Origin of the sequence: Bradyrhizobium sp. (genome assembly GCF_016219575.1) — a bacterium.
In the GTDB taxonomy this organism is placed as follows: Bacteria; Pseudomonadota; Alphaproteobacteria; order Rhizobiales; family Xanthobacteraceae; genus Bradyrhizobium.
The window spans coordinates 113,279-127,639 of record NZ_JACRMG010000037.1; the positions used below are offsets into that span (position 1 = coordinate 113,279).

General features: G+C 64.5%; 11 protein-coding genes. 8 read left to right on the plus strand and 3 right to left on the minus strand.

Annotation, left to right across the window (positions count from 1 at the left end; genetic code table 11):
- The first annotated feature begins 5 nt into the window (after nt 1–5).
- Both HZB49_RS27805 and HZB49_RS27810 read left to right on the plus strand, forming a co-directional pair.
- Entirely contained in the window at nt 6–1,238 is a 1,233-nt protein-coding gene (locus HZB49_RS27805; RefSeq protein WP_291617292.1) for a DUF1501 domain-containing protein, read from the plus strand.
- A 68-nt stretch (nt 1,239–1,306) separates the two neighbouring features.
- The gene (locus HZB49_RS27810; protein WP_291617294.1) at nt 1,307–1,651 is read left to right on the plus strand and encodes a DUF559 domain-containing protein; all 345 of its coding nucleotides are present in this window, start codon (nt 1,307–1,309) and stop codon (nt 1,649–1,651) included.
- 68 nt (nt 1,652–1,719) lie between these two features.
- On the opposite strand, the gene HZB49_RS27815 is transcribed toward HZB49_RS27810, so the two are convergent.
- On the minus strand, nt 1,720–2,661 hold the full coding sequence (locus HZB49_RS27815; RefSeq protein ID WP_291617295.1) for an aldo/keto reductase: 942 nt from the start codon (nt 2,659–2,661) through the stop codon (nt 1,720–1,722).
- Between the two features lie 447 nt (nt 2,662–3,108).
- Between HZB49_RS27815 and HZB49_RS27820 the strand changes: the two genes are divergently transcribed.
- The 6 genes from HZB49_RS27820 (at nt 3,109) to HZB49_RS27845 (ending at nt 10,493) form a co-directional block, all read left to right on the plus strand.
- A complete protein-coding gene (locus HZB49_RS27820; protein WP_291617297.1) occupies nt 3,109–4,086 on the plus strand; it encodes an ABC transporter substrate-binding protein in 978 nt (325 codons plus the stop codon).
- Between the two features lie 154 nt (nt 4,087–4,240).
- The gene (locus HZB49_RS27825; protein ID WP_291617298.1) at nt 4,241–5,116 is read left to right on the plus strand and encodes an ABC transporter substrate-binding protein; all 876 of its coding nucleotides are present in this window, start codon (nt 4,241–4,243) and stop codon (nt 5,114–5,116) included.
- A 139-nt stretch (nt 5,117–5,255) separates the two neighbouring features.
- Nucleotides 5,256–7,955 (plus strand): ATP-binding protein, encoded by a 2,700-nt coding sequence (locus HZB49_RS27830; RefSeq protein ID WP_291617300.1) that lies wholly within the window; start codon nt 5,256–5,258, stop codon nt 7,953–7,955.
- Complete coding sequence (locus HZB49_RS27835) at nt 7,952–8,341, plus strand: response regulator (protein ID WP_291617302.1); 390 nt, start codon at nt 7,952–7,954, stop codon at nt 8,339–8,341. Before HZB49_RS27830 ends, HZB49_RS27835 begins: the two co-directional genes overlap by 4 nt.
- On the plus strand, nt 8,338–9,591 hold the full coding sequence (locus tag HZB49_RS27840) for an adenylate/guanylate cyclase domain-containing protein (protein ID WP_291617304.1): 1,254 nt from the start codon (nt 8,338–8,340) through the stop codon (nt 9,589–9,591). The genes HZB49_RS27835 and HZB49_RS27840 overlap by 4 nt, the downstream gene beginning before the upstream one ends.
- A 251-nt stretch (nt 9,592–9,842) precedes the next feature.
- Entirely contained in the window at nt 9,843–10,493 is a 651-nt protein-coding gene (locus HZB49_RS27845; RefSeq protein ID WP_291617306.1) for a hypothetical protein, read from the plus strand.
- Between the two features lie 57 nt (nt 10,494–10,550).
- On the opposite strand, the gene HZB49_RS27850 is transcribed toward HZB49_RS27845, so the two are convergent.
- On the minus strand, nt 10,551–12,071 hold the full coding sequence (locus HZB49_RS27850) for a caspase family protein (protein ID WP_291617307.1): 1,521 nt from the start codon (nt 12,069–12,071) through the stop codon (nt 10,551–10,553).
- Between the two features lie 2 nt (nt 12,072–12,073).
- Nucleotides 12,074–14,278 (minus strand): caspase family protein, encoded by a 2,205-nt coding sequence (locus tag HZB49_RS27855; protein ID WP_291617310.1) that lies wholly within the window; start codon nt 14,276–14,278, stop codon nt 12,074–12,076.
- Between the last annotated feature and the right edge of the window lie 83 nt (nt 14,279–14,361).

The following is a 14,361-nucleotide window of genomic DNA, read 5'->3' on the forward strand; positions in this document are numbered from 1 at the left end:
TACCGATGGAAACGACAATGGATTGTTGCGAAAGCCGGGCATCGTCGCTCACGCGACGCTCGCTGCTGTTTGGCGGCGCCTCCTTTGCCGCCTGGGCATACTTGCCGAAATTCGCCCGTGCCGCCGAAGGCCGCGATCCGCGCCTGATCGTCGTCATCCTGCGCGGCGCGCTGGACGGGCTTGCGACGGTTGCGCCGATCGGCGACCCCGATTATGCCGCTCTGCACGGCTCGATCGCGCTGACCTCCAGCGGCGCGAAGGGCGCGACCATGCTCGACAATTTCTTCGGCCTGCATCCGGCCATGCCGGAGTTTTCGCGCATGTATCGCGAGAAGCGCGCCGCGGTCGTTCATGCGGTGGCCACCTCCTATCGCGAGCGCTCGCATTTCGACGGGCAGGACGTGCTGGAAAGCGGCTTTGCCGGCCCGGGCCGCGTGCAATCCGGCTGGCTCAACCGCGCGCTGGAATCCTTGCCGCGCGGCGAGCGGGTGACGAGCGGGCTTGCGGTCGGCCCGACCACGCCGCTGATCCTGCGCGGAGCCGCGCCCACCGTCGCCTGGGCGCCGGTGGCGCTGCCGCAGGCCGCGGAAGACACCGCCATGCGGCTGATGGATCTCTACAGCCAGCGCGATCCCGCGCTGGCGAAAGCACTCGCCGCCGGCCTGCAGCTCGACAAGGTCGCCAAGGGCGACGACATGAAGCCAAAACCCGGCATCAATGGTGCGGCCGCGATGCGGCTGGTGGCGCGCGGCGCCGCAAAGCTGATGGCGGCCGACGACGGTCCGCGTATCGCCGCACTCGCCTTCGACGGCTGGGACACCCACGCCAATGAAGGCGGCGCGACCGGCCGGCTCGCGCAGCTGCTCGGCGGCCTCGACGGGGCGCTGGCGGAATTCGAGAGCGGGCTGGCGGCGCGCTGGCGCGATACCGTCGTCGTCGTCGCCACGGAATTCGGCCGCACCGCGCGCATCAACGGCACCGAAGGCACCGACCACGGCACCGGCACGGTGGCGCTGCTCGTCGGCGGCGCGGTGAAGGGTGGCAGGATCATCTCCGACTGGCCGGGGCTGAAACCCGCCAACCTCTACCAGGGCCGCGACCTCGCCCCCACCACCGATCTGCGCGCCGTCTTCAAGGGCGTGCTGCACGATCATCTCGGCATCGGAGAGTCTGCGCTGGCGCAGACGGTGTTTCCCGATAGCGCGAGCGCGAAGCCGATGAAGGGGCTGCTTGCTTAACCTCTCCCCGCCCTCTTGCGGGGAGAGGTCGGATTGCATGAAATGCAATCCGGGTGAGGGGCAGGGCGATGCGTGGCCGCAAGGAAGAGACCATCCGATTCGCGAGACGCTTGCGCACCAATCAAACCAACGCCGAGACGGTCTTATGGAATCGTATTCGCAACAGGCAAATCGATGGACACAAGTTCGTCCGGCAGCAGCCCATCGCAGGGTACATCTGCGACTTTGTCTGCCGCGAAAAGCTTTTGGTCGTTGAAGTCGATGGCGGTCAGCACAACGAGTCTGCGGCCGATGTAGTTCGAGACCGTCGCTTGAACGAGGAGGGCTACAAAGTCATCCGCTTCTGGAACAATGACGTGCTCGGCAATATCGAAGGCGTGTTGCTCACCATCCAGGCCGCGCTCTCCGGATAGAGCCCCTCACCCCAACCCTCTCCCCGCGAAGAGCGGGGAGAGGGAGCGGAAGCACCGCCGCTGCCTCATTAGCCCTTCGTAATCCGGTCGATCTCAGCCACATCCTCCACGCTGAGCGCCCACTCGATCGCCTTGACGTTCTGCTCGATCTGCTCGACGCGCGTGGCGCCTGCGATCACGCTCGACACTTGCGGGCGCGACGCCAGCCAGGAGAACGCCAGCTCCAGCATCGTATGCCCGCGCGCCTGCGCAAAGGCCTGCAGCTTCTCGACGATGTCCTCGTTGCGCGCCGTGACGTAGCGATCCCTGAGCGCCGGCGCCTTGCCGAAGCGCGTATCGTCCGGCGGCGCCGCGCCGCGCTTGTACTTGCCGGTGAGCAGGCCGCTCGCCAGCGGGAAGAACGGCAACAGGCCGAGCTTGTACTCCTGCGCCGCCGGCAGCAGATCCTTCTCGATGTCGCGCACCACGAGGCTGTACTCGTCCTGGCAGGAGACGAAGCGGCTGACGTTCATCGCGCGCGCGACATGCTCGGCCTCCGCAATGCGCCAGGCCGGAAAATTGGAATTGCCGATATAGCGCACCTTGCCTTGCCGGACGAGATCGTCCAGCGCGCGCAAGCTCTCCTCGATCGGCGTCAGCGGATCGTAATCGTGCTGCTGGTAGAGATCGATGTAATCGGTCTTCAGCCGCCGCAAGCTCGCTTCCACCGCCTCCATGATGTAGCGGCGCGAGGCGCCCTGTTTGGTGCCGTCCTTGCTCATCGGCTTGGAGTATTTCGTCGCCAGCACGATGTCCTTGCGGCGGTCGCCGAGCACGGTGCCGAGCACGGTCTCCGAGCCGCCCATGCCGGCATAGATGTCGGCGGTGTCGAACAGCGTCACGCCGAGGTCGATGGCGCGGTGGATCACCTTGCGTGAGGTTTCCAGATCGGTGCGCTGGCCGAAATTGTTGCAGCCGAGGCCGACGGCGGAGACGCGCAAGCCGGAGCCGCCGAGATTGCGAATTTGCATGATCGATCCTGTGGGCGCGAAGGCGGGAGGGGCGGCGATTGTGACCCGCGGCCCGCGGGCCGGCAAGGTGCCATCGCACCGCGGCCCCGCATGACTGCGCCGCGCATTGCGCCCGGCAGCCAAAAAAAGAAGCGGCCCCGGTCAGACGCGGCGACTGACGGGGACCGCTGGGGCGTGTGATCTGAGACGGGGGGCCTGATCAGACGCGGGCGAAAGCTAGCCGCGGTTTGTTACGCGCCGGTGACAGCCGGATTTATCCACAGGGCGAACCTGTCAGCGCGTCACCTTGCCGTGCGGTCGGGTTCAGAGGGCAGGCAGTCGATGCGCGGCGATCCCGCAAGGCAGTGCTTCCCTGAAAATTCCGCGGCGGCTCAAAAAAGATTATGATTGAGAACGCTGGGGGTTTTTCGGAAGCTGCGCTTCGACAGTGGCCAAGGAAAGGGAAAAATGGACAGGCGTGCCTTCTTGACCTTCATGGCCGCCTTGGCGGGTCTGCCGCGGATTGCCGCCGCCCAGAACAGCGCCAAGACCCTCAAGATCGGGTGGCTGACCGCGCAGCAGGAGGCCAGCCTCACGCCCAACCTTGTGGCCATGCGGCAGGGTTTTGCCGAACTCGGCTATGTCGAGGGACGGAATCTCCTCATTGAATACCGGTTCGGCAACGATCGGCTCGATCAGGTGCCGATGCTCGCGTCCGAATTGGTGAGCGACCGCGTCGAACTCATCGTCGCCCAGGGGGCGGCCGTATCCGCAGTGAGCAAGCTCAACCTGCCTGTGCCCGTCGTGTACATCTTCAGCGGCGATCCGGTTTCGGCCGGCTTCGCCGACAGCCTGGCGCGTCCCCGCGGCAACATGACCGGCCTCACGCTGATGGCGGCCGAACTGAACAGCAAGCGGCTGGAAATCCTGCGCGACATCGTTCCCGAACTGCGCCGCGTCGCCATCATCGCCAACCCGGAGCATCACGGCGTCAATCTCGAGCGCGCCAATTGCGAAGAGGCCGGTCAGCGGCTCGGCATCGAAATCCGGTTCTATCCGACGCCGACCCGAAGCGCGCTGGACGACGCGTTCGCCGCGTTGAGGTCCGATCCCGTGCAGGCGATCTCGATTTTCTCCGACGGCTTTGCCGTGCAGAACCGTCAGGTGGTGATCGATTTCGCCAGCCAGCAGCGCGTGCCCGTGATTGCGGGGTGGTCGATATTCGCCAGAAGCGGGGCGATCTGCTCCTACGGTCCGCTGCAATCCGAGCAATACCGGCTCGTCGGAGGTTATGTGGATCGCATCGTGAAGGGCGCCAAACCCTCCGAGCTGCCGGTCCAGCAGCCTGCGAAATTCGAGACCGTGGTCAATCTCAAGACGGCCAGGGCTCTCGGCCTTTCCATACCGCCAACCCTGCTCGCACGCGCCGACGAGGTCATCGAATGACGCCGCGGCGCGCGATACGGTGGTAATGATAGAGTCGGCTCAGTCCAGGGATCATCGCATGAGGCGGCGTGATATCATTGTTGCGGGAGGCGTTGCAGCGCTCTGGAGCGCGCTCGCGCGTGCGCAAACCCGGACGGCGGCTCCGCGGCTCGGAATGCTCCGGTACGGGTCGCCGGGGGAAGACGGTGGGCTGAAGCCGTTCCTGAGCGCGATGAGCGAGCTCGGATATGTCGACGGCAGGACCGTCCAATACGATTATCGCTACGCGGGGAACGATGCGGGCAGGCTGCCGGCGCTGGCCGCCGAGCTTGCAGCCTCCAGGCCGGACGTCATGATGGCGTTTGGCGGCGACATTGCGCCCTTCGTCCGCGATGCGACGCAGTCGTTGCCGATCGTATTTTCGGTCAGCGCCGATCCCGTCCGGCTGGGCCTAGTTGCCAGCCTGAACCGGCCAGAGCGGAACGCCACCGGAATCACGTTTCTGCACGACGAACTTGGATCGAAGCGCCTCCAGTTGCTGAAGGAGGCCGTTCCCCGTCTTTCCCGGGTGGCCTTCCTGTGGAATCCCGATCATCTGGACAACGAGCTTCCCGAGACCTCCCGCGCCGCGCAGGCCTTGAAGATGGAGTTGCTGTCGTTGCCGGTCCGCAAGACGGACGAGCTTCAGGCGGCCTTCGACCGGGCAACGGCCGCGCGGGTCGACTCCGTCTATGTCGTGACGTCGACACTGATGGTGAATTCGATGCCGCGCATCCTGAGTTTCGCGACGGAAAATCGCCTGCCCTTGATAGGAGGCTGGGGCGCCTGGGCATCGGCCGGCGGATTGATGTCATATGGTCCCGACGTGAATTTGATGGTGTCCCGGACCGCCGTTTTCGTCGACAAGATACTTCGAGGCGCAAGACCCGCCGAACTGCCGGTCGAGCAGCCAACCAGGTTTGAATTGACCGTAAACACGAAGGCGGCGAGGTCACTCGGCCTCAACATACCAGAGAGCTATCTGGTTCGGGCCGATCACATCCTGGAATGACGAATCTCGCATGCATGTGGCAAATGCCGGGGGGCGGCACGCCAGGTGATCGGGCAGGTGCGGGAGAAGGGCATCGAGGCGGCAATATCCTGCACTGCAACAAAAGACAAATACCGTTGTTCTTGCTAGCTTTGGCGCGATGAACATTTCCCTCGATCCAGATCTGTCAAAGGAAAAGGTTCTGGCGGCTGTGCCGGCTGCGGTATCGGCAACCGGGGAGGAACCGGCCGGGAGGAAAACCGGCAGCCGGCTGTTTGCCAAATACGTTGCGCTGTTTGTCGCGGTGGTCGCCATCGCGCTTCTGTCGAACGGAATCTTCGAGGTCTACTTCTACTACCGGGAGCACAAGGCTTCCCTCATCCGGATCCAGCACGAGCAGGCCGAAGCCGCCGCCGCCAAGATCAGCCAGTTCATCAAGGAGATCGAGAGCCAGCTCGGATGGACGACCCAGCTGCCCTGGTCGGCCGGCTCGCTGGAGAACCGCCGCTTCGACGCGCTGCGGCTGTTGAGGCAGGTGCCTGCCGTCACGGAGCTGGCGCAGATCGACTCGACGGGAAAGGAGCGGTTGCGGGTCTCCCGGCTTGCCATGGACGTCATCGACAGCGGACTCGACCTGTCGAAGGAACCGAAATTCACCGAGGCCGTCGCCAACAAGGTCTATTACGGTCCGATCTATTTCCGCCGGGAATCCGAGCCCTACATGACGCTGTCGCTCGCCGGCACGCGCAAGGACGCCGGCGTCAGCATCGCGGAAGTCAATCTGAAGCTGATCTGGGACGTGGTTTCGCAGATCAAGGTCGGCGAGCACGGCCACGCCTATGTCGTTGGCTCGCAGGGACGCCTCATCGCGCATCCCGACATCAGCCTGGTGCTGCGCAACACCGATATGTCCAAATTGGTCCAGGTGCACGCGGCGCTGGAAGAGCAGGCGGCGATCGCCAAACAGATGGAAGAGGCCGCCGCCGTGTTGCAGGCAGCACAGGCTGCGTCCGGCGCACGGACTACGCCGCAGGCCGCCCCGCCGCCGCCACCGCCGCCGCGCCCTCTCAACACCGACTCGCTGCAGGGCGCACTCAACATTCAGGGCCAGGAAGTGCTCACCGCCTCCGCGCCTATCTGGCCGCTGCGCTGGGTTATGTTCGTGGAGCTACCGGTGCAGGAGGCCTATGCCTCGCTGTACGCGGCGCTGAAGCGGCTCGCCATCGTGCTGCTGGCCGCCTCGATCTTCGCGGTACTTGCCGGAATCTTTCTGGCGCGGCGCATGGTCGGCCCGATCCAGGCACTGCGCGCCGGCGCCGCGAGGATCGGCGGCGGCGACTTCGCTCAGCGCATCTCCATCAAGACCGGCGACGAGCTGGAAGGCCTTGCCAATCAGTTCAACGACATGGGCGCCCGCCTGCAGGAATCCTATGCGGACCTGGAAAACAAGGTCGAACAGCGCACGGCCGAGCTGAGCGAGTCGCTGCAACAGCAGACCGCGACCGCCGAGGTGTTGAAGGTCATCAGTCGTTCGGCATTCGATCTGCAAACCGTTCTGGATACCCTCGTCGAATCGGCGGCCCGCTTGTGCGACGCGGATGAGGGAACGATTTTTCGTCCCGCGGATGAGGGCTATCGCCTGGCGGCGAGCTACGGCCTTGGAGACGCGCACAAGAACCATCTCGCAACATTCACGACCGTGCCTGAGAGAGGCAGCGTAGTCGGACGGACCCTGCTGGAGGCCAGGACCATCCACGTCCCCGATGTTCAGGCGGATCCCGAATATGCGCCCTCTGCAGGCCGCAGGAGCGCCAATGTGAGAACCATGCTCGGCGTGCCGCTATTGCGCGATGGTGTGCCGATCGGTGTATTCGTGTTGACGCGGCACATGGTACGGCCGTTCAGCACAAAGCAGATCGAGCTTGCGACGACCTTTGCCGACCAAGCCCTGATTGCGATCGAAAATGTCAGGCTCTTCGACGAAGTTCAGGAGCGGACCAGGGAGTTGTCGCTCTCGCTTGAGGAATTGCGCACCGCGCAGGACCGCCTGATCCAGACCGAAAAACTCGCATCGCTCGGCCAGCTCACGGCCGGCATCGCGCACGAAATCAAAAACCCGCTCAACTTCGTCAACAATTTCTCCTCGCTCTCGACCGAGCTGATCGACGAGTTGAACGATGTGCTGAAGTCGGCGCCGATCGGCGACAAGACCCGCGAGGAGATCGACGAGCTCACGCACATGCTGAAGGGCAACCTGGACAAGGTGATCCAGCACGGCAAGCGCGCCGACTCCATCGTCAAGAACATGCTGCTGCATTCGCGCGAGGGCTCCGGCGAGCATCGGCCGGCCGATATCAACGCGATCGTCGAGGAAAGCCTCAATCTCGCCTATCACGGCGCCCGGGCGGAGAAATCCGGTTTCAACATCACGCTCAGGCGAGACCTCGATCCGGCGGCCGGCATGATCGACGTCTATCCGCAGGAAATCACCCGCGTGTTTCTCAACCTGATCTCGAACGGTTTCTATGCAGCGACCAAGCGCAAGGAGAGCGCCGGCGACGGTTTCGAGCCGACGCTGAGCGCGACGACCAGGAATCTCGGCAATCGGGTTGAAATCCGCATCCGCGACAACGGCACCGGGATTCCGTCCGATGTGAAAGACAAGATGTTCAACCCTTTCTTCACGACAAAGCCGGCGGGCGAGGGCACCGGGCTCGGCCTTTCGATGAGCCACGACATCGTCGTGAAACAGCATGGCGGCAAGATTGACGTCGCGACCGAGCCGGGGTCATTTACCGAGTTCATCATCACGCTGCCGCGAAGCGGTGCGATAAGGGAAACCACTGGAGGCAGGAATTGAGCGTCTACATACTCGTCGTCGATGACGAGCCCGACGTGGAAGCCCTGTTTCGCCAGCAGTTCCGCCGTGAGCTGCGCAGCGGGCGTTTTCTGATGGAGTTCGCTCCGTCCGCACCGGTGGCGCTGCAGCGCGCCGTCGAGCTGCGTGAGCCGTCACTGATCCTGATCCTTTCCGACATCAACATGCCGGGGATGAGCGGGCTCGACATGCTGCCGAACATGCGCGCCGAGCGGCCGGACGTGCCGGTGATCATGATCACCGCCTATGGCGATGCCGAGACGCGCAGGAAGGCTCTCGAGCGCGGCGCGGAAGGGCTCCTTACAAAGCCCATCGATTTTTCGGTGCTGCGGCAGGAGATCGATTCGAGACTTGGGCAAGCCGCATGACCGCGACCATCCTTGTCGTCGATGACGAGCCCGATCTCGAGGCGCTGGTGCTGCAGAAGTTCCGCCGCCAGATCCGCGAGGGCGCGGTGAGCTTCGTGTTCGCGCATGACGGCATCGAGGCGCTGCAGCAGCTGGAGGCCAATCCGGACGTCGACATGGTCGTGTCCGACATCAACATGCCCCGCATGGACGGGCTTTCCCTGCTGGCCAGGCTGCAGGAGGCGGACGACAAGAAGTCCACCATCATCGTTTCCGCCTATGGTGACATGAGCAACATCCGCACCGCCATGAACCGCGGCGCGTTCGACTTCCTGACCAAGCCGATCGATTTCGCCGACCTCGAAACCACCATCGACAAGACGCTTCGCCACATCGAGCTGTTGCGCGAGGCGCGGCGGCGCCAGGCCGAGGCCGAGCGGGCGCACGCCTCGCTGTCGCGCTATTTTTCGCCGCAGCTCGCCAGTCGGCTGGCTTCCGGGGGCGCGGGCGAAAATGGCCTGGAGGTGCATCGCCGCGATGTTGCGACCATCTTCACCGATGTGACCAGCTTCACGTCGTTGGTGGAGAACCTCGCGCCCGAGGTTCTGGGCGAGCTGCTCAACGAATACACCGGCGGCATGACCGAGATCGTGTTCTCTCATGAGGGAACGGTCGGCAAGATCATCGGCGACGGAATCCACATCCTGTTCAACGCGCCCGGCGACCAGCCGGATTACGCGACGCGAGCGGTGGCGTGCGCGCTCGAGCTCGACGACTGGGCCGAACAATTCAGGCAGCGCTGGCGGGCGGCGGGCGTGAATTTCGGCGCCACGCGTATCGGCGTTCACGCCGGCCCCGCTCTGGTCGGCAATTTCGGCGGCAGCAAGTTCTTCGACTACACGGCTCACGGCGACACCATCAACACCGCAGCACGGCTCCAGGCGGCCAACAAGTTCCTGGGTACGCGGATCTGTGTCAGCGAGTCCGCAGCCAGGGCCGCGGAGAATTTCAGGGGGCGGCCGGTCGGCGATATCGTGCTGCGCGGGCGCAGCGAACCGCTCCGCGCCTTCGAGCCGCTGCGTGAGGAGGCCTTCTCCTCGCCGGCGACGGCGCAATATTCCGCGGCCTTCGCCAGGCTCGAGGCTGGCGATGCCGGGGCGATGCCGGCCTTTGCGGCACTGGTGGGCCAGCATGCCGACGATGCGCTCGCCGGCTTCCACCTCAAGCGCCTGCTCAACGGAGCCAAGGGCGTTCGCATGCAGCTGGAATAGGCTTTTGCCCGGCAAAGGCGCGCAGAGGGCCGCTTCCCCTGCGCACACTCGCAGACCCGGGATTGTACGGCTTCGGGAGCGGCCGAAACGGGCCCCGGAATAACCGATCCTTAACCATAACCGCCCATCATCCCGGCTGAATTGGGGTGGGCAATCGCGCGAGAGTTGTCGCCGGATCGTCCGCGATGGCGCTTTATTTTAGCCGATTGATGAGGAGAAATTGCAACCAGGCTGACACGTAGGGAACTCAGGTGGCCGAGACACCGGACAAAGAACCGCAAGGAGACAAGCCGCCGGAGACGGTACAGCTGAAGTCTCCGGGCCGCGTGACGGCGACCGTGGTGTCGCTGGCGGCGCTGGCCATCCTCGGCGCGGCGACCGCTAATCTTCTGCCCAATCTCGATCGCTTCGCTTTGCCGAACGCCGATCGCCTGGCTCTTCCGAAATTCGATCGCATCGCCCTGCCGAAATTCGATTTCTCCTGGCCGGATTTCATTCGCACCGCTGAGCCGAAGTCGAATCGCATTGCCCCGCCGTCTCCGCCCAGGACGGTTTCCGTGCCGATACCGGATCCGCTGGTCAGGACGATGCTGATAGACATCCAGTCGTCGCAGCAGCAGGACGCAGCTGTGCTGGCCTCGCTCACGCAGAGCGCCGAAAACCAGCAGTCGGATTTGCGAAGAATATCCCGCCAGCTCCACGCGCTGACGGTGCAGGTGAACGCCCTGCAAGGTGCGGTGGGGCCGTTGACGACGTCCAGCATCACGCCATCCAAGGCCCGCACCCGGTTTGTCCGGAGATCGCCAAAGACGATCCCGCCGCCGCTGCCCAAGCCGGTCGGCCCTGTCTCGGTCGGCGGCGCCCCGCTCAGCACGGCGCCGGCGTCGGGTTCTGGCGTCTGACGGCGCCTCGACTCTCTTTCCTCGCGCGACGTCACTCCCGGCACGCGCGAAGCAGGCTTACTTCTGTTTGCCCTTTCCGATCCGCGCCAGAATTTCCCTTGCTTCGGCGCTGCCGGCTTGCGCGGCCCGGGCGAGCAGTTTTCTCGCCCCGACAGTGTCCTGCCGGCCGCCGATGCCGTTGGCGTAGCAGCGCGCCAGATTGATCATGGCTTCCGGCTCTCCCATGGCCACGCTCTTTTCATAGAGCGCGCGGGCTTGCCCGGGGTTTGCCGCAACGCCCAGCCCTTTCTCGGTGAGCTCGCCGAGCCTGTTCACGGCACGCCCATCGCCAAGATCGGCTGCGCGCTGGTAGAGGCTGTAGGCTTTGGCCGCATCCTTCTCGCCGCCGATCCCGCGCTCCTGCTGAATGCCGAGACTGACGATGGCCGGCGCAAATTTCATTTCGGCCGCGATCTCGTAATAGAACCGGGCGCGGGCCGGATCCTTCTCGACGCCGTTGCCATTGTCGTACATCGCTCCCAGTGCGTAGAGCGCGCGGGTGTTGCCGAGCTCGAACGCCTTCTTGTAGCTCGCCAGCGCCGCCGGATAGTCCTGCGCGGCAAACAAGGCGCGGCCGAGCTGGTAGTGGAAGCGGTCGATCCCCGGAAACTCCCTGACGGCTTCGGAGCATGCCGCAATCGCGTCGGCGATCTTGATCTCTTCGAGCTTCACGCCTCTGACGATTGTGTTTCTGGTCGTGTCGTCCGGCGCCGCAGCCAGCCGGTCGCAAGGTTGCACCGACGCAGGATCGGCCGTGGGTATCGACACCGGCGCCTGCTTGACGGCGTTGAGATAGATTTTGTCCCGCGACAACTGGCCGTACATGTACGGCGTCTGCTTCTGGGCGGTCGCGCCCCTGACCTCGTCGCGGAGTTTCCGGAACATGAAGCTGATCTCGAGATCGGGCTCGGGAAGGTGCTTCAACAGGGCTAGTGCGAACGGGCTGTTGCGGCCGTTGCCCTCTTCGGCCCTGCGGGTCGGCTCGGTCGAAAAGAACACCAGGACGTTCCTGGAAGAAGCGGCGGCGCCCGGGGAAGCGTGATCCTGGCCGGCATCCTGCCGCTCGAGTTTCGCGGGAAAGGGATTGCCGCGCAACGCATCGAGGATCACGAGTCCGAGGACGCGGGCTCTCGCGACATTTGCCGTCGCAGCGCGGAGAGGTATCGCCTCGGTCCGAAACGAGAGCGACGATGCAAGCTGCGCATCGACGGGAATCAGGTAGCCGTCGACGCCGGCATGGACGCTGTATCCTGCAAAATAGACGATCGCGATCTCGGCCTTGGCCGACTTTCCCGCAAACGCGTCGAGGGCGGATTTCAGCTCTTCGGCGGATGCATCCTTGCGCACATCCACATCGAAGCCGAGCCCGGTGAGCATCGCCGCGATGTCTTCGGCGTCGTTGACGGGTGTCGCGAGCGCGGGAGCGTGGCGGTAGTTGGCGTTTCCCACGACCAGGGCAACGCGGCTGTCTGCCGCTTCGACGGTGCCGCCAAGGAGAAGCGCAACAACAGCAATGATTCCGGGGATCCAGCACCGCAAGGCTAGCGCGTGTCCTCTGTCCCGGCCGAATGCCGCAGCGTCCAGTCGCGCCAGGTCAGGAAGTCGAGGCCGAGCAGGCTGTAGTCGACCTGCAGGTATCCGTCGTCTCCTTGCGAGACCGCCGCTGGAACGCGCGGTGCCACTTGCTGTGCCATGACCCCGACATAGACCGTATCGTCGCCGATGTAGCGATAGCGATAAAGTTCGATGCCGTGTTCCGTGACGCCAAGCCGGTGGATGTCCTGCTTGAGCCCTATGTCGGACGGAATCCTGATGTTGCTTGCCGCATTGGATGCAGCGGAACCGGCAGCCCTGGATGCGGCCGACGATGCTGCCTTGCTCGCGGCGTTCGAGGCGGCATTCGATGCCGCGGTAGCCGCAGCCCGGCTGGCGGCGTTCGATGCAGCCCGGCTGGCCGCGCCAGAGGCGGCGGAAGACGCCGCTGCGGCCGCAGCCCTGCTTGCAGCCGCCGAAGCGGCGCTGCTTGCAGCCTGCGAGACCGCGCTGCTCACCGCATTGCTGACCGCCTGGTTGACAACGTTGCCCACGGTCGTGCTGACGACGTTACTGACGACGTTGCTGACGTTCTGCTGCACGCGCGCGACGGTTTGCCGGTATTCGCGGTTGCGCGCCTTTTCCTTCTCAGACTTCGTGTACGCCGAGACCAGCAAGCCGCGCTTGCGGGCATCGTCCACCGCGTCCTGCATGCAACCCTTCGGATGGCCCTTGAGTCGGCAAAGCTGGAAACGGAGTTGAACCAGATCGGGATATTTGCCGGTGGCGGCAACGCATGAGCTGGCGTCGCCGCTGAAACAAAGGTTCACCTCGTTGTCCTGCGCGGTCCGCAACATCAACTCCGTCGAGTTGACGCGCCGCAGGCCGACATCGCTGTTGCCGGGAATGCGGTTATGGCGCTGGCTCGGATATTTCTGGGCAAAGCTGCCGACGACGTTCTTGTCGCGGGAGTCCTTGAGCACGTCCCAGACCTTCTCCACGGAATCCTGATCTTTCGTCGTGGCTTCCGGAGAGGCCGCCGCAAGCTGGTAGGTCGAGGCCGGCGGCTTGGGCAGGTCGACGCCGCCCGCGTCGGATTTCTTGCGGCCGGGCTGGGCTTCGAGCGAGGCAAGCGTCACGCGCGCGCTCTCGACGTTGTCGCTGTAGGGATAGAGATCGAGGAACGCCCGGTAGGCCGCGACCGAGTTCTGCTTCTGGACGATGGTCCAGGCGAATTTCTCGGCGCCTTCGAGTTGCGCAACGCGATCGTTGACTTCGGCAACATGCGTGCTGGCCGGGAACTGCTGGGCAAAGCGCCGCAGCGTCGCGATCTCGCTGGTCGAGCGCACGAAAGTCCATGCCACGCGCTCGGCCTCGGCCTCGGCATTGGCGGCGGCCACGGCCGCATCGCCTTTCAGATAGATCTCTTCGCTGGAAAGCGTGCCGTAGACCGCGGGCTCCTGGGTCCTTGTCTCGCGCACGACGTCGTCGTGCACGTTGCGGAACACGTAGTTGATTTCGAGGCCGGGCGTTTCGACGTGGCGCAGCAACGAGCCGGAGTAGGGGCTGTTGCGCCCCGTGCCGTCATTGGCCGTCGTTCCGGCGGCGGCGGCGAAGGCCACCAGCACGTTGTCATTGATCTCGACCGGCACGAGTCCGCGCGCGGCGGGTTCGACCGGAATCATCGTGGCGGCAGCAGGCTTTTTGGCGGCGCTCTTCGAGCCCTTGCCGGCATCCTTGGTGCTCTTCGCCAGCGACCGGCTGGCGGCGGCGTTGGAGGCCGTGAAGGGATCGTTGCGGCAGGCATCGAGGATCACCAGCCCGATGAGCTTCGGCATCACCGAGATGTCGATCAGGGTCTCGAGGTTGATCGCCTCGGCATATACGTCCAGTTCGGACTTGATCTCGGCGTCGACGGGAATCAGCCAGTTCTTTCCGTCGATCTCGACACCGTGGCCGGCATAGAAGATCACCGCCTTGTCCGCGGTCTTGGCGGCATTGCCGAAATCGATCAGCGCGCGGCGGAATTCCCTGTAGTCGAGATTGTCGACGTGCTTGACGGCAAAGCCCAGCCGCTGCAGCGAGGCGGCCATGTCGGCGGCGTCATTCACGGGGTTGGGGAGAGGCGGAACCTTGAGATAGGCGCTGTTGCCGACGACCAGCGCGATCTTTTCTTCAGCCGTCGCCAGCCCGGTATTGGCGATGAACATCATCGTCAGTGCCAGGGCGAACAGGAGCCCGCGGTGGCTTTTGGTGGCAGCCTGTCTGTGAGCCTTGTCACTGAACCCGCTGCCGG